At 70.0% G+C, this 20744-nt stretch carries 18 protein-coding genes; 12 read left to right on the top strand and 6 right to left on the bottom strand.

Features of this window, described 5'->3' with window-relative positions:
* Positions 1–78 precede the first annotated feature (78 nt).
* The 3 genes from ACIRHA_RS31585 (at position 79) to ACIRHA_RS31575 (ending at position 5751) form a co-directional block, all read left to right on the top strand.
* Positions 79–1740, top strand: coding sequence for an alpha-L-fucosidase (locus ACIRHA_RS31585; protein ID WP_403852966.1), 1662 nt, complete (start codon positions 79–81; stop codon positions 1738–1740).
* A gap of 166 nt (positions 1741–1906) precedes the next feature.
* Complete coding sequence (locus ACIRHA_RS31580; RefSeq protein ID WP_403852964.1) at positions 1907–3640, top strand: phosphatidylglycerol lysyltransferase domain-containing protein; 1734 nt, start codon at positions 1907–1909, stop codon at positions 3638–3640.
* Positions 3634–5751 carry a PIG-L family deacetylase gene (locus ACIRHA_RS31575; protein ID WP_403852962.1) on the top strand — a complete coding sequence of 706 codons (2118 nt, stop codon included), beginning with the start codon at positions 3634–3636 and terminating at the stop codon, positions 5749–5751. The genes ACIRHA_RS31580 and ACIRHA_RS31575 overlap by 7 nt, the downstream gene beginning before the upstream one ends.
* 12 nt (positions 5752–5763) lie before the next feature.
* Here ACIRHA_RS31575 and ACIRHA_RS31570 read toward each other — a convergent pair whose 3' ends face one another.
* The gene (locus tag ACIRHA_RS31570; protein ID WP_403852960.1) at positions 5764–6399 is read right to left on the bottom strand and encodes a hypothetical protein; all 636 of its coding nucleotides are present in this window, start codon (positions 6397–6399) and stop codon (positions 5764–5766) included.
* A gap of 188 nt (positions 6400–6587) precedes the next feature.
* Between ACIRHA_RS31570 and ACIRHA_RS31565 the strand changes: the two genes are divergently transcribed.
* Genes ACIRHA_RS31565 through ACIRHA_RS31555 form a run of 3 tightly spaced genes read left to right on the top strand, consistent with a single transcriptional unit; the run spans position 6588 to position 8276 of the window.
* The gene (locus tag ACIRHA_RS31565) at positions 6588–7043 is read left to right on the top strand and encodes an LPXTG cell wall anchor domain-containing protein (RefSeq protein ID WP_403852958.1); all 456 of its coding nucleotides are present in this window, start codon (positions 6588–6590) and stop codon (positions 7041–7043) included.
* 22 nt (positions 7044–7065) lie between these two features.
* The gene (locus ACIRHA_RS31560) at positions 7066–7788 is read left to right on the top strand and encodes an RNA polymerase sigma factor (protein ID WP_403852956.1); all 723 of its coding nucleotides are present in this window, start codon (positions 7066–7068) and stop codon (positions 7786–7788) included.
* Positions 7785–8276 (top strand): hypothetical protein, encoded by a 492-nt coding sequence (locus tag ACIRHA_RS31555; protein ID WP_403852954.1) that lies wholly within the window; start codon positions 7785–7787, stop codon positions 8274–8276. Before ACIRHA_RS31560 ends, ACIRHA_RS31555 begins: the two co-directional genes overlap by 4 nt.
* A gap of 66 nt (positions 8277–8342) precedes the next feature.
* On the opposite strand, the gene ACIRHA_RS31550 is transcribed toward ACIRHA_RS31555, so the two are convergent.
* The 3 genes from ACIRHA_RS31550 to ACIRHA_RS31540 all read right to left on the bottom strand — a co-directional run bounded on the left by ACIRHA_RS31550 (position 8343) and on the right by ACIRHA_RS31540 (position 10164).
* Entirely contained in the window at positions 8343–8945 is a 603-nt protein-coding gene (locus ACIRHA_RS31550) for a hypothetical protein (RefSeq protein ID WP_403852952.1), read from the bottom strand.
* Between the two features lie 150 nt (positions 8946–9095).
* Positions 9096–9398, bottom strand: a complete 303-nt coding sequence (locus ACIRHA_RS31545) for a hypothetical protein (protein ID WP_403852950.1) — start codon at positions 9396–9398, stop codon at positions 9096–9098.
* A 10-nt stretch (positions 9399–9408) separates the two neighbouring features.
* Positions 9409–10164: a DeoR/GlpR family DNA-binding transcription regulator gene (locus ACIRHA_RS31540; protein WP_403852948.1), complete on the bottom strand. Its 756-nt coding sequence runs from the start codon at positions 10162–10164 to the stop codon at positions 9409–9411.
* Positions 10165–10418: 254 nt separating this feature from the next.
* Here ACIRHA_RS31540 and ACIRHA_RS31535 point away from each other — a divergent pair, with 254 nt between their 5' ends.
* From ACIRHA_RS31535 to ACIRHA_RS31520, 4 genes are all read left to right on the top strand, one after another.
* On the top strand, positions 10419–11438 hold the full coding sequence (locus tag ACIRHA_RS31535; protein ID WP_403852946.1) for a 2-keto-3-deoxygluconate permease: 1020 nt from the start codon (positions 10419–10421) through the stop codon (positions 11436–11438).
* A 14-nt stretch (positions 11439–11452) separates the two neighbouring features.
* Positions 11453–12763, top strand: coding sequence for a RuBisCO large subunit C-terminal-like domain-containing protein (locus ACIRHA_RS31530; protein WP_403852944.1), 1311 nt, complete (start codon positions 11453–11455; stop codon positions 12761–12763).
* Positions 12735–14048: a four-carbon acid sugar kinase family protein gene (locus ACIRHA_RS31525; RefSeq protein WP_403852942.1), complete on the top strand. Its 1314-nt coding sequence runs from the start codon at positions 12735–12737 to the stop codon at positions 14046–14048. The genes ACIRHA_RS31530 and ACIRHA_RS31525 overlap by 29 nt, the downstream gene beginning before the upstream one ends.
* 68 nt (positions 14049–14116) lie before the next feature.
* Positions 14117–15160: a zinc-binding dehydrogenase gene (locus tag ACIRHA_RS31520; protein WP_403852940.1), complete on the top strand. Its 1044-nt coding sequence runs from the start codon at positions 14117–14119 to the stop codon at positions 15158–15160.
* A 27-nt stretch (positions 15161–15187) separates the two neighbouring features.
* Here the strand turns inward: ACIRHA_RS31520 and ACIRHA_RS31515 are convergent, their stop codons facing one another.
* Both ACIRHA_RS31515 and ACIRHA_RS31510 read right to left on the bottom strand, forming a co-directional pair.
* Positions 15188–15922 (bottom strand): hypothetical protein, encoded by a 735-nt coding sequence (locus ACIRHA_RS31515; RefSeq protein WP_403852938.1) that lies wholly within the window; start codon positions 15920–15922, stop codon positions 15188–15190.
* A gap of 126 nt (positions 15923–16048) precedes the next feature.
* Positions 16049–18400 (bottom strand): fibronectin type III domain-containing protein, encoded by a 2352-nt coding sequence (locus ACIRHA_RS31510; protein ID WP_403852936.1) that lies wholly within the window; start codon positions 18398–18400, stop codon positions 16049–16051.
* A 1093-nt stretch (positions 18401–19493) separates the two neighbouring features.
* Between ACIRHA_RS31510 and ACIRHA_RS31505 the strand changes: the two genes are divergently transcribed.
* The gene (locus ACIRHA_RS31505) at positions 19494–19730 is read left to right on the top strand and encodes a DUF397 domain-containing protein (protein WP_403852935.1); all 237 of its coding nucleotides are present in this window, start codon (positions 19494–19496) and stop codon (positions 19728–19730) included.
* Between the two features lie 86 nt (positions 19731–19816).
* A complete protein-coding gene (locus ACIRHA_RS31500) occupies positions 19817–20716 on the top strand; it encodes a helix-turn-helix domain-containing protein (RefSeq protein WP_403852933.1) in 900 nt (299 codons plus the stop codon).
* The last annotated feature ends 28 nt before the right edge of the window (positions 20717–20744 follow it).

Genomic DNA, 20744 nt, shown 5'->3' with positions numbered 1-20744 from the left:
CGAAAATCCGTTACTGCGTCATGATCCACCGAAGCGCAGCGAAGAGGAATCCGAGCCATGTGCCTGTAGGAGTGATTGATGACGTCTCGCCGTCAGATCCTCGGTGTCCTGGGAGCCGTCCCCGCGATCGCCGCCCTCGGCAGCCCCGGTGCGTACGCCGGCACTGCCGCGACGGCGGGAGATCCGGCCGGTAGCAGGGCCCGTGTCCGCCCCGCATCGATCGTTCCGGTTACCGGGGAGGACAGCCCGGAGCAGATCATCGCCAAGGCCGCCAACGTCGTGCCCAGGAAAGGGCAGTTGGGGTGGCAGCGGCGGGAGATCACGGCGTTCACGCACTTCGGGATGAACACGTTCACCGATCGCGAGTGGGGGTCGGGCGCCGAGGACCCGGCGACGTTCGCGCCGACCGCTGTCGACGCGGATCAGTGGATCCGCACGTACCAGGCCATGGGCGCCGAGCTCGCGATGATCACCGCCAAGCATCACGACGGGTTCACGCTGTTCCCCAGCCGGTACACGCCGCATTCGATCCTCAAGAGCCCCGGGCAGCCGAATGTCGTCCGCACGTACGTGGATGCGGCACGGGCCCACGGGATGCGCGTAGGGATCTATCTCTCGCCCTCCGACGGCGGCGAGCTGCCGCACGCCTGGCACGCCGAGTGGATCGAGTCACTGCGGAAGAAGCAGGCCGGGGGCGGGAAGCTGACCTCGGTGGAACAGACCGCCGTCGACGACGGCGACCGTGCGCCCGGCGGTCTCGGCCGGTTCGGCAACGGCAGCGCGGTCAAGAAGCACACCATTCCCACCCTCGTGGAGGGCGACGACCGGGCGGACGCCGTGCGGTCGGGGAAGCTGCCCACGTTCACCGTGCACGTCAACGACTACGACGCGTACTACCTGAACCTGGTCTACGAACTGTTCACCGAATACGGGCCGTTGGACGAGTTCTGGCTGGACGGCGCCAACCCGTGGGCGGATGCCGGCATCACCCAGGAGTACCGCTTCGAGGAGTGGTTCCGGGTGATCGGGGCGCTGTCGCCGGACACCGTGGTCTTCGGCGGACCGGCGGGAGTGCGCTGGGTCGGCAACGAGGACGGGATCGCCCGCGAGACCGAGTGGAGCGTCGTGCCGACGACCGCCGACCCGCGGACGTACCACGGTGAATGGCTGCTGCCGCACGGCGCGAGCGTGGACGACATCGGTTCGCGGGCCCGGCTCACCGAGTCCGGCGTGACCCATCTGTCGTGGTTCCCCGCGGAGGCCGATGTCTCCAATCGGCCGGGCTGGTTCCACCACGCGGACCAGAAGCCGAAGACGGCGGCCCAGCTCTTCGACCTGTACGAGAAGAGCGTCGGGCGCAACGCGACCCTGCTGCTCAACGTACCGCCCTCGAAAGCGGGGACGATCGACGCCGCGGATGTCGCCGAGCTGACGGCCTTCGGGCAACGGGTCCGGAAGGTGTACGGCCGGCCGGTGGCCGAGAACGCCGACGGGACGTCCACGTTCGACCGGGTCGCGGTCCGCGAGGACATCGAGCACGGGCAACGGGTGGAGAGATTCGCCGTCGAGGCCGAGACCGGCGGGACCTGGCGGCGGATCGCCACCGGCACCACCATCGGCCATCTACGGATCCTGCCGCTGGACGCCCCCGTCACCGCGAGCCGCGTCCGCGTCAAGGTGCTTGCCGCCCGCGCGGAGCCCCACCTGGGACGGACCACGCTCCACCGGGCGGCCGACTGAATCGCGTGCGGCGTACCGGGCCGATGCCCGATGGGCCGCCGCACGATGTCACCGCCGACTCATCGGTGCTTCTCCGCTGAGACGTCTTGCCGTGTCCGCGCGCTCTTACCCTGCTACGCACCAGCTCTTACCCCACCGGTGACCTGCCCACCTAGGCTCAGCCGCCGTGAAGCTTCGCCCCGCCACCGTAGCCGGCCACACGTGCCTGCTCATCGGACTCGTCGACATCGCCACGTCGGTCTCTCCGCACGTGCGCGCCAGCCGCATAGAACGGATCGCGCCGTACGTCCCCGGCCTCGCCGACGAGATAGCGCACGCCGCCGCGCTCGTCGCAGGTGTCCTCCTCGTCCTGCTCGCCCGTGGACTGCGGCGTCGCAAACGGCGTGCATGGGGAGCGGCTGTCGCGCTGCTCGCTGTCAGCGCCCTGGTGCAGGGGATACACCACCATGCGTTCGTCGCCGCGTCGGTGGCCGCGCTGCTGTGCGCCGCACTGGTCGCGCTCCGGGAGGAGTTCCACGCCCTGAGCGACCCGCGCGGCAGAACCCGCGCCCTGGGAAACCTGCTGCTGCTCGGCGCGATCAGCATCGGCCTGGGGCTGCTGATCGTCGGAGTGCGCGCGGATCACGAGGCCGGGCAGGGCATCTCCTTCGTCGACCGGTTCCGGCAGGTCGCGTACGGACTCGTGGGGATGGGCGGCCCCTTGACGTACGACAGCGACCGGACCGGTGACTTCGTGCACGTGTCGCTGCTGGCGCTCGGTCTGCTCACCGCCTCGACCACCGTCTACCTGGCGCTGCGTCCCGTCCGGCTCGCCCCGGCAGGAGGCGACGCGCGGCTGCGGGCCCTGCTCGACGGGCAGGGGCGGCGCGACTCGCTCGGCTACTTCGCGCTCCGCCGCGACAAGACCGTCCTGTTCTCGGCGACCGGGAAGGCCGCCGTCGCCTACCGCGTCGTGTCCGGTGTCGCGCTCGCCGCCGGCGACCCCATCGGTGACCCGGAGGCCTGGCCGGGCGCGATCAAGGAGTTCCTCGACCAGTGCGCACGGTACGCGTGGACGCCGGCCGTCATGGGCTGCGGCGAACGAGGCGCGCAGGTGTGGGTGCGTGAAGGCGGCCTGAGGGCACTGGAGTTGGGGGACGAGGCGGTCGTCGACTGCGCCGCCTTCAGCCTCGCGGGCCGAGGCATGCGCAACGTACGTCAAATGGTCAATCGCATCGAACGCGGCGGCTATTCATGCCAGGTCCGTCGCATGCGCGACCTCTCCGACGCGGAGAAGAAGCAGTTGCGCCAGGACGCGGCGGCCTGGAGGGGAAGCGCCACCGAACGCGGATTCTCGATGGCACTCGGCCGGTTCGGCGATCCGGCGGACGGCGACTGTGTCGTCGTCACCGCCCACCAGCGGGACGCGGACGGCACCGCGCGCGTTCGGGCGCTGCTGCACTTCGTGCCCTGGGGTGAGGACGGACTCTCCCTCGATCTGATGCGTCGCGACCGTACCGCCGAACCCGGCCTGAACGAACTCCTCATCGTCGCCGCGCTGCGTGCCGCACCCGGCCTCGGGGTCTCCCGGGTTTCGCTCAACTTCGCCGTGTTCCGGGCGGCGTTGGCGCGTGGCGAGCGGCTCGGCGCGGGCCCTGTGCTGCGTGGGTGGTGTGCGCTGCTCGTGTTTCTGTCGCGGTGGTTCCAGATCGAGTCCTTGTACCGCTTCAACGCCAAGTTCCACCCGCGGTGGCAGCCGCGCTTCGTCGTGTATCCGGCTGCCCGCGACCTGCCCCGCATCAGCTGGGCCTGCCTGCAGGCCGAAGCCTTCGTGGAGCTGCCGCACCCGACCGAGCGACTGCGGGGCCGGACCCGAATCCGGGGCCGTGCGACGGCGGTCGAGGGTGTGGGCTCATGGTGAACGACGAAGCGGGCCGGGACGCGTCGGGTGCGGCGACGCGGCGGCAGGTACTCGCGGGCGGCCTCGGCGCTCTCGCCGCCCTCGCCGTCGTCGGATGCGATCTCCGTGAGCCGTCCGACGCGCCGGTGCATGCCGTGAACCCGCATGCGCGCGGCTCCTTCGCCGCCGTCGGGAAGAGTCTGCTGCTTCAGGTGACGGCCCACCCCGATGACGACCTGTTCTTCATGAACCCTCAATGCCGCCAACTGGTGGTCTCGGGGGTCCCGGTGGTCACCGTCGTGGTCACGGCGGGGGAGGCCGCGGGCCGCAACCGGGTGCCCCACGAACTGCCGCCGGTGATCGCCGACAAGCCGGCCTACTCCGGCGCCCGGCAGCAGGGCATGCGACAGGCGTACGCCGAGATGCTGGGCGTGGACCGCTTCACCCCGTGGGAGCGCACCGTCCTGGCGCTGCCGCACGGTGTCAGGGCCGAGATGGACGGCCTGGCGCAGGGCGGCCGCCGAGCCCGGATGATCTTCCTCAACATCGCCATGCGGTCCGACGGGGGAGCGCGCCTGCCCGCCCTGTGGGACACCCCGGGCACGGTCATGCGCACCGTGGCGGCGACCGGCTCCCCGCTGACCCGGGAGTACGCATACGACCATCAGACCCTGGTCGACGTCCTCGCCGGGCTCATGGACCACTTCCGGCCCACCGTCATCCACACCATGGACCCCGACCCCGACTACCAGGTGCACAACGCGACGTACCTCAAGGCCAATGACCAGCCGCACTTCTCCGACCATCGGGACCACACCCCCACTGCCCTGTTCACCTGGAAGGCGATCTCCCAGTGGGTGGCCGACGCCGACCGGCGCGACGGGCATGCCCCGCGCTTCAGCACCGTGGCCTACCGCGGCTACTACAACCAGCGTTGGCCGTACAACCTCCCGCCCTCGGTGGTCGCGCAGAAGGCGGGCTTCGTCGCCGCCTACGGGGGCAGCCCACGCTGGGAGTGCGACGACCGCGCCGGCTGCGGGGACTACATGCAGGGCGGAGTCCATGCCCTGACCAGCCGCAAGGGGTGGGTGCGCAGTACCCATACGCGCTACCCGGGGCCGTCGCCGGTGTCCACCACCGACCGCCGTGGCCGGATCGTCTCGTACGGGGTGCTCGGCACCCAGGCCGTGCGCTGGCGGGAAACCGCCCTGGGCGGCGGGCACTTCGGCGCCCCGGAGAACCTCGGTGGCGGCCCGCTGGCCCCGGCCCTGTCCACGGTGACCGACACCGCCGGACGGCACCTGCTGTTCGCGCTGCGCTTCGCCGCACTGGGCGGCCAGGGACGCCCCGACGTCCGGGAGATCGTCGTGCTGGAGCAACGCGGCGCGGGCGGACGCTTCGGGGCGTGGCAAAGCCTCGGGACTCCGGATGCCGCTGCCGAGCGGGGACGGCGCGTCGGCTGCCCGGTGGCCGTGGCCACCACGGACCACCGGATCCATCTCTTCGCCCGTACGGCCTCCAAGGGCCTGGCCACGCGGATACGTGACGCCTCCGGCAGGTGGGGGCCCTGGCGCCAGCTGGGCGGCCAGGAGATCCAGGACGGACTGACCGTCGTCCTCGACGAGGAGGGCCGGATCCACGTCTACGCCGCGGGTCCCTACGCCGTGCACCACTGGGCCCAGGACCGTCCGGCCGGACCGGTCACCTTGCGGCCGGAGTTCACCACGCAGGTCCCGGACGGGGCGCCGGCCGCCGCCCTCGTACCGAACGGACACATCACACTGATCTACCGCGCCCCGGCCGCACCCACGCCGCACGCATACGGGGTGTCGGCCGGTGCGGCCGGCACCGCGCTGTCGCACTTCACCGGCTACGGACCCATCACCGCGCGGGTGACCGGGGGAGCCGGCGGCAGGCCCACCGCGGTGCTGCTGGGCCTGACCCTCGAGGGCCGGGCCCAGATCCAGTACGGCACATCCGCCGACGCCAAACCACTGACCGACCCCGGCCGACCGGTCACCGTGGGCTCACCCTTCCTCCTGGCCCGGCCCGGACACCCCTTGTCCGTGGTGGGGATGTCACCCGGCGCGACGCCGTGGATCTGGCGTCCGCGCAGCGCTCCACAGGTGTGAGCGGCAGCCCGATCAGGAACGGGATGAGCGCCCTACCGTGACCTGCGCGTCGGCTGCCGCGAGCACGGTGTCGGCCAGTTCTGCGGCGGACTGTCCACGGCCCGCGTCGATGCGGTCCAGGCCCAGCCTGTCGACGGTGTCGAGCATGAGTGACTGGTAGAGCTCGGTGCGGGCCAGGAACTTGTCCATCAGGGCCTGTTCGTCGTCCGTGGCCGCTTCATAGCGGCCTGCCGCGTGAACGCGTGCGCGTACTGCGGAGTCGTCGGTGGTGAGCCACACGGCGGCCGTGCGCGGGAGTTGCAGCCTCGCGACGCGAGCGGGCCAGAGCGCGGACCCCTCCAGCACCAGGCCGGCCGTGCCGCCGTCCTCGGCCGCACGGACCGTGATCAGCTCTTCGATGCGGGGCCACAGCCGGTCGTAGTGGCCGAGAACGGACGTGGTCAGTTCGTCCACCGTGAGTGATCCGTAGTGCTCGGCGACGTGTGCCGGCACCTCCCGCTCCGGGGTTCTCCACGGTCGCCCGGGGTGCCGGGCCAGCCCGTCGGTGCTCAGGTACTCGAACCCGAGCTTCTCCGCCACCACTTGGGCGACGGTCGACTTCCCGACGTTCGACGTCCCGCCGATCAGCACCACCCGCACATCACGCACACCAAGGACCCTAGGGTCTGTCAGGGCGCCGCGGGGGTGAAGCCCGGGCGGCGATGAACGCTCAGCCCGAACTGGGCGGATGCCGGGAAAGATTCTCGTGCGGCCGCGGCAACCTGACGCCGGGTCGCGCGTCGTGTGGGGGTGAAGGGTGCCGTCCGGCTTCCTTGCCCCGACCGTGGAGTACTCCCGTGAACCACCTTGTTCCTGTTGTGCGCAGTGCCGTCGTGGCCACCGGCCTGTTGGCCGCCTTGGGGGCGATTCCCGCCGCCCACGCCACGCCTGCGCAGTCGTCGGCGAGTCCCTCGGCCGCCACCACCGAGAAGCCGAGCCCGGTGCCCTCGACGCCGGCCACCAGCGTCCCGACGCAGGCCGCGAGCGTCCCGCCGTCGGCCGAGCCCGCCGCCCCCGGCGGCAAGGGAGACGAAGCCTCCTCGGCCGCGTCGAGTGCCGCTCCCACCGAGCCCGGCACACCCGCGCCCGCCACCACCGAGGCCAGTACCCCCGCGCCCGCCCCCGCCGAGGACGAGCTCGCACATACTGGTTCCTCGAACACGACCACGACCGTCCTGGGGGCCGGGGCCGCCGCACTCGTCGTCGGTGGCGCGGGGACCCTCTTTGCCGTAGGCCGCCGCTCGCACCGCTGACGCCGTACACCCGAGGAACCCTGTGCACACCGCCGCAGCCCACGAACTCGCCCCGCCACCAAGGTCGTTCGCCCTCCCGCAACGCCGAGTCCGCACCGGATGGCGGGACGTGCTGCGTGGGCTGCTGCGACGCGAGCGGTCCGCCCTCGAAGGGATGCCCGCCCCGGCCACCGATGCGCCGGGCCGGGACACACCCCCGTACGCCCACTCGTACACGTACGCGTACCCGCAAGGCGCCACGCCCCCGCACCTCGACCGGCCACCCACGATCGGCGAGCTCTACCACGCGCACCGGCTGCGCATGGTGCGCCTTGCGGTGCTGCTCGTGGACGACCTGGGCACGGCCGAGGATGTCGTGCAGGACGCGTTCACCGCGCTCTACCGCCGCCACGGCGAAGACATCACGGAGGTGGACAACGCCCTCGGCTACCTTCGCACCGCGGTCGTCAACACCGCACGCTCGGTGCTGCGCCGTCGCCGCACGGCCCGGGCGTGGACCCCGCCACCGGCCGGTGAAGCCCCGTCCGCGGAGGACTCGGTCGTCCTCGACGAGGCACACCGCGAGGTCCTGGACGCGCTGTCCCGGCTCACGCCGCGCCGCCGCGAAGTCCTCGTCCTGCGCTACTGGGCCGATCTCAGCGAGGCCGAGATAGCCGCCACCCTCGGCATCAGCAAAGGCGCGGTGAAGTCGAACGCCAGCCGCGCCCTGGACGCACTGGAAAAGAGCCTGGAGGGCCGGATATGACTCCCCGCACGCCACGGGCCCGTCCGGCCGACGACGCCGAACGCCCGGTGGAGCAACGGCTTCGCGAGGCGCTCGCCGCGCACGCGGACAACGTCACCGTGCGCACCCTGCGCCCGGCCCGGCCGCCCGGTCCGCATCTGCGCCGACTGCCGCGACTTCGCGCCACGGGGCGGCGCTACCTTCTCCCGGTCGGCGGTCTCGCCGCTGCCGCGGCCCTTGCTGTCGGCTACGTCGTCCTGGCCCCGGACACGTCCCCGGACCGCACTCCCGTGCCGCCCGCCGCGCCGTCGTCCCCGACCGCCCCCGACCGTGACCCGACGCCCAGCCCTTCGCCGCCGGCGCCGTCGAGCCCGGCGGTCCCGAACCCGGCAACGCCGTCCACTTCGGCCCCGTCGGCCTTGTCCCCGCCCCCTTCGTCCGCATCCTCCGAGTCCCCGACGCCGACGGGCGGCGACCGCCCCACGGCCCGCCCGACCACACCCGGGTGAGCCGGGACGGGCCGCGACACCCGATCGACCGGCCGAACTCCTCGGCGCACGTGCCCACACGGCACCTCAGTCCCTGTGCGGCCGCCACGACGTCAGCACGTCCGTCGTCGGGGTCGAGGCCTGCCAGGCAAGGAACTCGTCATAGGTGCGGATTCCGTGGTCCAGCACCGCCTGGTAGACCCACACCCCCTGGGTGGCCTCGCCACGCGTCAGCGCGCCTTCCTTGATGGCCAGGATGGCGTCGCGCGTCTGGTCGTCCAGGGCGTCACGTACCGGGGTGACGAGGTCGGCCGCGCGGGGGCCGGGGTGGTCGTCGGGCAGCCACCACATGTCGATCGTCCAGGTCTCGTCCGGCTTGAACTCGTAGTCCAGGCGCCAGTACAGGCCGCGGTCCGCCAGGTCGAGAGCGTTGGCAAAGCGCAGCTTGCGCACGCCCGGCAGCTCCGAGCAGGGCACGAGCGCGGCGAACCCGTCGGCGACGGACGGGGCGGGGGAGTAGATCTCCATGTCGATGTCGGGCTCCACCACCAGGTCGAGAGCGACGGATCCGACGAGTAGCGGCGTCCCGAGTGGCCGCCACCGCTCGAACAGGCCGAGCCGGTCCAGGACGGTGTCAGCGACGGCGCGACGCCGACGGGCGCGCTCCCGGCGGGTGTTGGGGATCTCCACCCCAGGAGCGTAGCCCGCGCTTCGCAGTGCGGCACCGTGCTCACCGCCTCTGCGGCGACCGGATGGGCGGGTAGATCACTACGGGCCGCGAGGAGGCCGTGCCGTCGTCGTGGAGCCGGCACGGCCTCCTCGCGGCGTGGGCGTCAGCTACTACTTGGGGTCGAGCACGTTGCCGTTCGCGCAGTGGTTGACCGCGTTCCCGACGGAGGATCCACCGACCGGGACGACGGCCAGCTCTTGGAAGCAGACCGCGGCGGCGCTGAAGTTCCAGTTGTTCGCGGCGTTGATGCCACCGCCGAAGTTGCTGTCGTTGTCGGCATGGGCGGGCGCGGCGAGGCCGGTGGCGGCGAGCGCGAGACCGGCGACGGTGATGATCTTCTTCATGCCCGGGGAACGACGCCCCGCGACGGGTGGATGCGGGGCGGCAAGAAGGATCACCTGCTCAGCGGCCACGGCCCGACCGCTACGAAGCCACCACGACATCCGCAAGCGCCGGGCGTAGTTCGGCCGGGGGCTGCTCGTCGGTGACGAGGACGTCGATGATGGAGAGGTCGCCGAGGGCCATCGCCTTCTTGCGGCCGAACTTGGTGTGGTCGGCGGCGACGACGACCCGGTCGGTGAGGTCCAGGAGGGTGCGGCGCACCTCGACCTCGGCGGGGTCGAAGTAGGTGATCCCGTGGTCGACGGACAGCCCGCCGCAGCCGAGGATCAGCAGGTCCAGGTGGATCTGGGGTCGTTCCTGCGCCGCCGTGGAGGCGGTCAGGCTGAGTTCGGGTGTCATGAGTCCACCCAGGACGAGGACCCGGCTCCCGGTGTCACGCAGCTCGAACGCCGCGTGGAGGGAATTGGTGATGACCGTCAGGTCGTTGCGGTCGGCGAGTTCCGCGGCGACGGCGCTGCACGTGGTGCCCGTGTCGATGCCCACCGATGCGCCCGGTTCGACGAGCTCCGCCACAGCCCGTGCGATGCGCGACTTCTCCATCGTCATCGTCGTGGACCGGGAGCCGTACGCGGGTGCCCTGCGCGGCACCGCGCCGCCGTGCACGCGGTCCAGCAGCCCTGCGTGATCGAGCTCGGCGAGGTCGCGGCGGATCGTCATGCCGGACACACCGAAGCACTCCGCGAGCGTGTTGACGTCGACCTGCCCTGACGTCTGCAGCGCCCTCAGGATGGCCCTCTGCCGGGAGCCCCGCACCGTATCCACCTCGTCTTGAGCCACGTCCATAACGCTATCCGGCCTCCGGCCCTGTTCTTCGCGGAGGGTGCGCGACCTGGTCCCGGCCACCCTGACGACGTGCTGTTCATATGAACACTACCTGTTCACTTGCGCACCACGGGTGGGCCGGAATGTGCTGCGCGCTTCGGCTCGATACGGAGGGTCATGTCCACGGGGGCCTATTGACCTGGGTACTTGCCACGGCTACGGTCCGATTCATTCAATGTTCATTCGAACATCGCCGTTCGGAGGTCGTCATGGCTTTGCCCATCAAGGCGGGCATCGAGAAGGTGCCCGGCGGGCTGATGCTCGTCCCGATGCTGGTCGGAGCCGTGGTGCACACGGCAGCGCCAGGTTCCGGAGAGTTCTTCGGCTCCTTCACCGGGGCGCTGTACACCGGCCTGCCCGCGATCCTGGCGGTCTTCTACGTCTGTCTGGGCGCAACCCTGGACGTGAAGGCGACGCCGTACATCGCGAAGAAGGGCGGTGTGCTGCTGGGGTCCAAGGTCGTGTTCGCGATGCTCGTCGGCGTCGTGATGGGCCGGCTCCTGGGGGAGTCGCCGATCGGCGGCGGCGCCCTCGCGGGGCTGTCCACGCTGGCGGTCGTGGCCGCGCTGAACGACACCAACGGCGGCCTGTACATGTCGTTGATGGCGCAGTTCGGACGCAAGCGCGACGTCGGCGCGTACAGCGTCATGAGCCTGGAGTCCGGCCCCTTCCTCACCATGGTCACGCTCGGCGTCGCCGGACTCTCCGCCTTCCCCTGGCAGACCCTGGTCGGGGCGATCCTGCCGCTGGCGTTCGGCATGCTGCTCGGCAATCTCGACCCGGAGATGCGCCGCTTCCTGGCCCCCGCGGTCCCCGCGATCGTGCCGTTCCTGGGCCTTTCGCTCGGGCTCACACTCAACCTGACCGCCGTCTGGGAGGCCGGTCTGCTGGGAGTCGCGCTCGGGCTGTTCGTGGTGCTCGCCGGCGGAGCGGTCCTGCTCCTGGCCGATAAGGCCACCGGAGGTGACGGCATCGCCGGCCTCGCCGCGGCAACCACCGCCGGCAACGCGGCGGTCGTCCCCTCCATCGTGGCGTCCGCCAACCCCGTCTACGCGCCGGCCGCCCAGTCCGCGACCGTGCTCATCGCCTCGTCGGTCGTGGTGACCTCGATCCTGTGTCCGCTGATCACGGCCCTGTGGGCACGCCGGGTCCTGAAGCAACCCGCAGTCGCTGCCGCCGACGCTCCACCACCAAGTCAGCACAACACCCCCTCGTACCAAGCTCGTTGAGAAACGGAGAGCACATGCGTGACCAACGGGTCATCCGCTGCACGTACTATCTGGAATCCGAGATCGACCCGGAGCGGGCCGCCGCGGCGATGGCGGGGGAGCAGTCCAGCGGCACCTTCGTCCCGGTGCCCGGCGAGTCGCCCCACGTTCGTGAACGGCATGCCGCGCAGGTCGTCAGCGTGCGCGAACTGGGCGAGCGCGTCCCGTCGCTGCCCTCGCGTTCCTGCCCCGAGAAGGTGCAGGCCGCCCTCGCGGTGGTCGAATTCCCGATGGAGAACATCGGGACGGATCTGGCCACCCTGCAGACCGCCATCGCGGGGAACCTCTTCGAGCTCGGCGAACTGTTCGCCTGCCGCGTGCAGGACATCGAGCTGCCGGACGAGTTCGTCGCCGCCCACCCGGGCCCGGCGTTCGGCATCCCGGGAACCCGCAGGCTGATGGGTGACGTCGAAGGCGCCATGATCGGCACGATCATCAAGCCGAACGTCGGTCTTGTCGAGGATGAATTCCGGCTGGTCGTACGGGAGTTGGCGCGGGCCTCGATCGACCTGATCAAGGACGACGAGCTGATGACCGATCCGACGTACCTTCCCCTGGAACGCAGGGTCGCCGTCGCCACCGAAGAGATCCGGGAGGCCGAGCAGCTCACCGGCCACCCCGTCATGTACGCCTTCAACATCACGGGAGACCTCGCCGGGCTCCGGCGGCGGCACGACATGGTGGTCGAGGCGGGCGGCCGGTGCGTGATGCTCAACGTTCCCGTCATGGGACTGCCCGCGCTGGCCTGGCTGCGCGAGTTCTCCGAGGTTCCCGTGCACGGCCACCGCGCCGGCCTGGCCGGGTCGATGCGCTCTCCGGCGCTCGGGATGTCGTACCGGGTGTGGCAGCAGTTGGCCCGCCTGGCGGGCGCCGATCACCTGCATGTCAGCGGTCTGGGCAGCAAGTTCTACGAGACGGACGAGGAGGTCACCGCCAACGTGCGCAGCCTCTTCGAGCCCCTGGGGCACACCCTGAGCCCGGTGCCGACCTTGTCGTCCGCCCAGAATGTCACCACCCCGGCACCGACGTTCGCCGCGACCGGATCGACCGACCTGCTGATGCTCGCGGGCGGCGGTGTGGCCGCACACCCCGACGGTCCTGCGGCCGGGGTGCGCAGCCTCCGGGCCGCGTGGACGGCGGCCGTCGACGGTGTCTCCCTGGAGGCGGCGGCACACGCGGCGTCCGAGGCGGGCGATCCGGCGCTGCTGCACGCCGGGCGCGCGTTCGGAGAGGTGGCCGTAGGGAGGGGGGTCTGGCATGACGTACGTCAGTTTCGTGGCCGATGACCTGACAGGGGCCGGCGATGTCCTCGCACAGGCCCACCGGCACGGACTCGATGCCGTGCTCGTCATCGGGGACGGCAGTCGCCAACTGCCCACCGACTGCGATGTCGTGGGCATCGCCGGGCCCTCGCGCTCCCTCGGCGGGGCCGCCTTCGGCGAGTTGGTCCGTGCACAGCTGGAGCAGATCGCCACGGCCGACGCCGATGTGCTCATCTACAAGGTCTGCTCGACCTTCGACAGTTCCGCGGAGCGCGGCAGCATCGGCAGGGGAGTCGAGTTGCTGCACGAGTGCTTCCCCGGCCACGGGCCGGTCGCGATCGCCCCGGCGCAGCCGGACTTCGGCCGGTACACCGCCTTCAGTAACCACTTCGCCCGCTACTCGGACGGTGTGCACCGCCTCGACCGGCACCCCGTCATGGCGCGCCATCCGTCGACTCCGATGGACGAGGCCGACCTGCGACAGGTGATCGCCGGGCAGTTGCGGACCGGTGAGGCGCCCGAGGCCATCCATCTTCCCGCCCACGCCGATGGCTCCTTCCCCGAGCGGTGGGCGACACTCCGCCGCTCCAACCGGGCGGCCTTCGTCGTGGACGCCGTCGAGGAGGGCCATCTCGACACGCTGGCGCGGGCGCTGCGGGAAGACACCGTCCGCGATGGCCCGGCGATCGTGGTCGGCTCCGGTGGTGTGATGGCCGCACTCGCACGTACGGCGACCGAGCGATCCGGTACTGCCACTGTCACTGCCGACGCCCAGTCGGCCGCCGGGCCAGTGCTGGCCGTCAGCGCCTCCGCCTCCAGTACCACGGCCGCGCAGATCGCCGACGCCCTCGCGCACGGCTGGGCCGAACTGGCCGTGCCCGCCCAGGTACTCAGCGGCGAGGACCCGTCCCTGCTGGACGATCTGGAGCAACGTACGGCCGCCTGGCTCGATGCCGGACGCAATGTCATCGTGCACACCACCCGCGGAACCCAGGACCCGCGCTACGCGGCGGCCGGCCCTCTCGACGCCGCATACGTGGGTGAACTCCTGGGCACCATGGCCGCGAACATGGCGGTCAAGGGGCTCACCCGCGACATCGCCGTGCTCGGTGGTGACACCTCCAGCCACGCACTGCTGGCCATGGGAGTGAGCGAGCTTCGTGTCTCCGCACAGTTCGTCACGGCCGCTCCCATCCTCCGCACCGACAGCGACGCGGCCGTGGCCGGCTGCCGACTGCTGCTCAAGGGAGGCCAGGTCGGCCCGGTCGACGTCCTCACGCGCTTCGCGCAGACACCCGCCTCGGTCTGACCCGCTCACGAATCACCAACCCAACACCCCATCCGCACGCGGGAATTGATTTCAAGGAGTACGAACTCATGCGAGCAGTCGTCAAGGCAGCGGCGGACAAGGGAGTCGAGTACGTCACCGACGCGCCCGAGCCCAAGGCAGACGCCGACCAGGTGGTCGTCGAGATCACGGCGGCCTCACTGTGCGGCACCGACCGCGAATGCTACGAGTGGTCACCGGCCGCCCAGGCTTTCAACCTCGGGCTCCCCGTCGTCCTCGGGCACGAAGCGGCGGGCACCATCGTCGAGGTGGGCGCCGGAGTGGACAACCTGCGCGTCGGTGACCGTGTCGCACTGGAGAGCCACCTGCCGTGCGGGCAGTGCTTCGCGTGCCGCACCGGGGACGCCCACACCTGCGAGCACACGCACATCCTCGGCATGCACTTCGACGGGGTCTTCGCCGAACGCGTCGCCGTGCCCGACAGCATCTGCGTCCCCCTTCCGGACAACGTCACCCTGGAGACCGGCGCACTGATGGAATCGGCCGGCGTCGCGGTCCACGCCATCCAGCGGGCCGGGTATTCAGTCGCGGGCCGCGGCGTTCTGGTCAGCGGCGCGGGGCCGGTCGGCATGGTCGTCGCCCGCCTGGCCTCCCTGATGGGCGCGGCCTACGTGATCGTGATCGAGCCCAACCCCTTCCGCCGCGCCGAGGCCGAACGGCTCGGTGTGATCGCCATGGAGCCGGGCGACGGCATCGCCGAGCGCAGCCGCGAACTGAGCGGCCACCGCGGCGGCGCCGACGTGGCCTTCGAGTGCTCGGGAGCCGCCGCCGCACTCCCGCCCCTCTTCGACGCGCTGCGCCGAGAAGGCACGGTCGTGACCGTGGGCCACCCGGGCCGACCGGTGCCGATCGACGTCGCCGCCCAGATCAACAAGCGCGGCATCACACTCCGCGGCATCTTCGGCCGCCGCCTGTGGGAAACCTGGGAGCAGACCATGCTCCTGCTGAACTCCGGCCGCCTGGACCTGGACTGGCTGATCACACACCGACTGCCCCTGAGCCAGGTCGACGAGGCCATGGACCTCCTGACGGGGGACGCCTGCAAGGTCCTGCTGGTACCGGGGCTGCGCTGATCCTCGGGTGCGGCGCCCGGCCGTGGTTCAGAGACCGATGGAGCCACGGACGGCGTCGATCTCGTCCAGCAGCTCTTCCATGATCTCAGGGGCCCGGTCCTCGTCGACGCTGCTCATGTCAACGCCGCACTCGACCTGTCGGGCTCGTGTGAGCGGGTGGTCGGGCATGTAGATCGGGAAGGCCAACGGGTCCAGGTCAGGGGCCAGTTGCTGGAGTTCACGGACGGTGTCGTCGTCGTTGCCGGTGCCGTCTCCGAGCGTCAGCCAGTGGTGGTGCGTGCTGTCGTGGCGTACGAAACCGAGCTCTGTCGCCCTCGTCCACGTCGTGAACAGCGCGGCCAGGCTGGTGGCCGCGCGGGCCGCGTCCCAGGTGTCGGGCGGGATCGTGTAGCGCCAGATCTCGCCCTCGTGGTCGCCGCTGAGCACGACGGTGAAGTAGACGTGCTCGAAGTGGAACAGCGGCAGTTGGTGCCGCCAGGGGAACGGAACACCGATCGACAGCGACAGGTCGTCGAGCGCCCCGCCGTCCTCCGGCCACGGCATGACCAGTCCGCCGCCGGGCAGGAGGCGCCCCTCCCACCCCCGGGACATGAGCCATGTCACCTGCTCCGGGACGCGTTCCACATCGAAGAGCCGGTGGACCAGCTCGGGCGGCTGCCCGTCGGGCGTGGCGGGGGCCTCGGGCCAGGTGAGACCCGCGGCTGTCGCCGCCGTCCGGTAACCCGCCACCGCTTCACGCAGCACGGACATGTCGTCCAGCACTTTCAACCTCCTGAACTCGCTGATCTCGTACCTGATTTCGTACCCGACCTGGGCTCCGCCCGCCCGCTGAGCCGGAGCTCAGCGGGCGGGCAGTTACCTATGCACTGACGTTGCCGTGCCCGCGCCCTACGGCCGTTCCGGCTTCATGCACAGGTTGGCACCGCTTCCGTTGACCCGGAAGCCGAAGCTCGGCGCACCCGCCTGGACCCACGACTTGATCGGCAGCACGACGAACTTCTCCGCGTCCTTGACCTTGCACTTCCGGTAGAAGCCGGAGATGTCGGAGCCCTGCGGCCCCGCCTCTGCCAGCGGCACCGGCTTCATCGATGCGGTCGGGCCCGACAGGTTGACCGCCTGGGTCGTCGTCCAGAACGGGAACTCGTCGCAGACCTTAGCGACCCGCCCCGTGCAGGCGTTCGGCTGGAACTGCGCCGTGTCGAACCAGCCACGCGAGAAGCCCGCATTCCGCGCCGCCTGGCCGCCCTGACTGCGTCCGGGAGCGAGCCACTGGACGCGCTGCGGGGCCTGCGGATGCTGGTAGTCCATCGCCTCGACGATGTGATCCCCGGTCTGCTGCATGTCCCTGAACCGGTAGTTCTTCCCGCCCGGGACGTAGAAGGCGACGTCGTCGTCGCACGGGGCGATGCTGCTCGACGCGTTCTTCTGCTTGGCACAGGCCTCGTCGATGGTCCGCCGGATGTACGAGTCCTCAGCGGTGGTCCAGGCGAAGGGCAGATCGAACTCGTCGCTCGCCTCCTTCGTCGTTCTGATCAACTGGGCGTATGCCGCCAGGCTTTGGTACCACTGCCCCTCTTCGAGCCCCCAGTCCTCGTAGGTGTCGAAGTCGGTGGTGTGGTCGATCGGGTACTCGAGGAGGCCGCCGATGGCGATGGGGGAGGCGTCGATGATCGACCAGAGCGCTCCCAGCAGCACGCCGACGATGATCGCGCCCGCGATCACGACGACCCAGTAGATGACCGCGGCGAGAACGGACGACACCGCGGCGCCTGCCGCCGCCTCCACCGGAGGTGCCAGCAGGATCGTGCAGGCGCGGCTCTCCAGACACCAGACGACCGGTTGGATCGGGTTGCCGGGGTTGAACAGGGGAGTCACCTTGTCGCCGGAACCGGAGGTGGAGTCGGCGCCGCTCGACGAGGAGAGCGAGGAGAGCGCCGGTCCACCGCCGGGCGACGACACATCACGCAGCAGCTTGGTGACATCGTCCGTGCAGTCGAACTTCTCGTCCTCGTCCGGCGGCATGTGCTCGTCGACGCAGCTGGCGTCGGCGGCGGTGTAGCAGCCGGGGAACACCTCGGTGCTGCCACCGGGCACCGTGACGTCGGCACGCACGCTCTTGGCGACGTAGAAGTCACCGCCCTGCGCGACGCATTGCGAACTCTCGCTGGTGACCTGTTGCGTCACCGCGTCGGGGACCGCGGGTGCGACCGTCTTCGTGGTGAAGTCACCTGAAAAGTCACGCCACTTGGTGCCGTCCTCCTTGACCGCCTCGACGCGGAACGAGTACGCGGTGGCCGACTCCAGCGACTCGATGGGGTACGTGATGGTGCTCTGCGCCGTGCACGGGTCCGCCGGCTTGCCCGCGTCGTCCAGGCAGTACTGCTTCATCGGGAACTCGGCCAGGCGCTCACCGTCCAGGTAGGTGCGGTAGGTGACGTCGCCGTTGGGGTCGGGCTGCCACGTGGCCGTGGCGCCGCCGTCCTCCACGTCGAGCTTCAGCTCGGGATCGGGGTCGGGCGGGGTCGCGGCGGTCCTGAACGTCTTCGTGGCCGGGGTCGGCGACTTGTTGCCCGCCAGGTCCACGGCGACGACGGACATGGTGTGTTCGGTCTCCGGGGGCAGGCCCGTCATGGTGTACGAGCGGTTCGCGCTGTTGGTCCGCACGGCGGGCCCGCCGTCGACGCTGATGTCGTAGCCGGCCAGACCGTAGTTGTCGGTGGCCGCGGACCAACTGGCCGTGGCCGAGTTGTGCGTGATGTCGCCGACGCTCAGTCCGGTGACGTTGCTCGGCGCGATCTTGTCGACGATGTCGAAGGAGCGCAGGACCCGCGCGAACCGCTTCGGCTCGCGTTCGGCGCGGGTGCACACCAGGTTCTCGCCGAGCTGCGGCGGACGCAGGCGCGTCTTCCACGACGAGGCCCACCCCGACACACCCTCCGGAGGCGGACCGATGGTGAAGTCGGTCGTGACGGTACGGCCCATCGCGAGGTCGACCATGCTCGCCTGCTTGTGCAGGATGCCCTTGAGGTCGATCTTGCCTTGTTCGTCGACCGCCACCTCGCCGTCGGGAGCCGGCAGGTCGAGCCGGATGGCGGCGTGGTTCTCGTCGTCGACGGAGTTCCCGTCGTCTCCTGGCGCGGCCATCCCCGCGCAAGCGGCCGGCGGAAGCCGCACCGGATCGGCGGCCTGCGCCTCGACGGCGGGCAGGTTCACCAGCGCCACGGACACTGCGATCGACAAGAGTGTCGCTTTCACTCTTAATCGAGAACGGACGATTCTCTTCCGCATTTCCCCTCACCTTCGGCCGTTTCGGCCAGTTCGGCCACGTGATTTTCGAGCGGCACAGCGGCGGATCATGTGGGGGGAAGGAACTCGCTCCGGAATTCCAGAGGCTAGAGGAAACCGGCTCATTTGTCAGCGTACAGACAAGCCGCACCCGGGCGAGTTCCCAGGGAGCAGGCCGCGGCACGCGCGTTCAGCGCGGGTGGACCGAACGGCCGGGCAGAAGCGGGAAGTTCCGGTTCCGTGGCGGCCCGTCGACCCGGTGGCGCGTCGCGCTGCTGCCGGTGGAACATGGTGTGAGGCTGATGGGCTCGGCCGGCGTCGACACAGACTCCGCGTGACGGGGGAGTGCGCTGTGCTCGCGTCCGTTCAATAGCGGACTGTGGTCCAGACGGTGTGGCCGTCATCCGAGGGAATCGGCCCTTGAAGAAGCTCCTTGTCCTCTCTCCAGGGACGGAGTTCCGTCACCACGCATATGACGGAGCGACGTCTCCGAAGAAGCCCCAACCACCTGTGGGACACGCTCTGTTGTCGGTCGGTGTCCGCGTTCTCTGTGGCGTTCATTCCTGCCGCCAGGGTGGTGGCAGCGCGCAGGACCTCTTCAGTGTGCGCAGCTAGTCCCCATTCATCCAGGGCATTCGAGACAAACGTGCGCAGGTTCATAGCGTCACCCGGTCGAGGATCCAGGACGAGTGCGGCGAATCCGGACGTGGCAATTCCGAGAGACAGGCCCCATTCATGCGCCGTTGGTGACGGAATGACGCCGTCTTGTGTCGAGTTCTGTTCGACTCGTTTCAGTGCACCACTGGGCGGTTGTGCGTGACACGCTGTAGTCACTGCCTGCGTCCGCATGGCCCTCCCCGTGAGACGGCAAGTCGACCGCACGGGAGCGGCCCTGGTCCCTTCAGTATCCCGGTCGAGAGGAGGCCTGGGCAATTGCGCGTGAAATTGTGCTCGTTGGGGTTGGGGCGCATTTGTGTACGCAGCGTGACTCGGCAGTCTCTTCTCTGCGGGGGAGTGCGTTCGAATGAGACGGAGGAGGAAGGCTCGAATGGACTCTGTTCTGAATGGTGTTCCCGCCACGTCGCTTCGTGGCGTGCGGTGGGTCAAGAGTCGGCACAGTGCGGCCGTCGGCAACTGTGTCGAGATGGCCGAGCTGGTGGACGGCTCGATCGCGGTGCGGAATTCCCGCGACCCGGAAGGGCCCGCGCTGATCTACACGCGTGCCGAGGTCGTCGCCTTCCTGGCTGGCGCGAAGGAGGGGGATTTCGACGCGTTGGTTGCGTAACTCTCTAGGTAAATAAAGGGATTTGGGCCCCCAGCGGGCTCCTGGGTGGAAAACTCGTTCGCACAGTTGACCCCACAGGAGCCCGCATGTTCGCCACCCATCCGCTTCACCTCCCCGACCTTGATGTCTTTCGCGAGCCGGACCGACACAACCCCACGGTGCTGCGCCGAGTACTCGCCGGGCTGCTGCGGCGGCGGCGCCAGGAGGCCGGCGTGGGGGCGCGGCAGGCGGCGGAGGTCCTCGGTTGCCATGCATCGACAGTGAGCCGCATCGAGAACTGGGGCGAGGGGATTACCGAACACAGCGTTTCGGTGCTGTTGAGGCTCTACGGTGTCGGCGAGCGGGACATCGCGCTCTGTGTCGAGCTGGTGCGCGAGCTGCCCAACGCGGGGTGGTGGAAGAGCTTCGACGACGTCCTGACGGACTGGTTCGACAGGTTCATAGCGCTCCAGGAAGCCTCCTCGACGATCCGTACCTACGAGTTGCAGCTCGTCCCCGGACTTCTTCAGACCAAGGAGTACGCGACCTGGGTGGCGCGCGGCAAGCCGTATGTGACGCCGGACGAAGTGGATCGTCTTGTCCAACTGCGGCTACGCCGACAGGAGCTGGTGTGGCGCTCCGATGCGCCCAATCTATGGGTGCTGCTGCACGAGAATGTGCTGGGGATGCCCGGTGGCGGGCACCAGGTGATGCGCAAGCAGTTGGAGCGCCTGGTCGAAGCGGCCCAGGAGCCGCACATCACATTGCAGTTGACGCAGATGCGCGATGACTACTGCCCACCGGTCACCAACCCGATCACATATCTGCGATTCGATCAGTTGGGGCTTCCGGACACCGTCTACTTGGAGGACCTGGACGGCGCGCGGTTCCTGGACGGCCGCGTCGCGTGCGACCCCTACCGGTCGGTCCTTGACACGCTCCTCAACTATGCGGTGGACCCGGACGACACCATTCGGCTGCTCAAGGCGAAGGCGCAGTCGTTGTAGGTGGCGCCCGGTGAGCCCCCGTCAGTCG

Origin of the sequence: Streptomyces sp. NPDC102360, assembly GCF_044766085.1 — a bacterium.
Lineage (GTDB): Bacteria > Actinomycetota > Actinomycetes > Streptomycetales > Streptomycetaceae > Streptomyces.
This window is presented reverse-complemented; position numbering and strand designations above follow the sequence as displayed.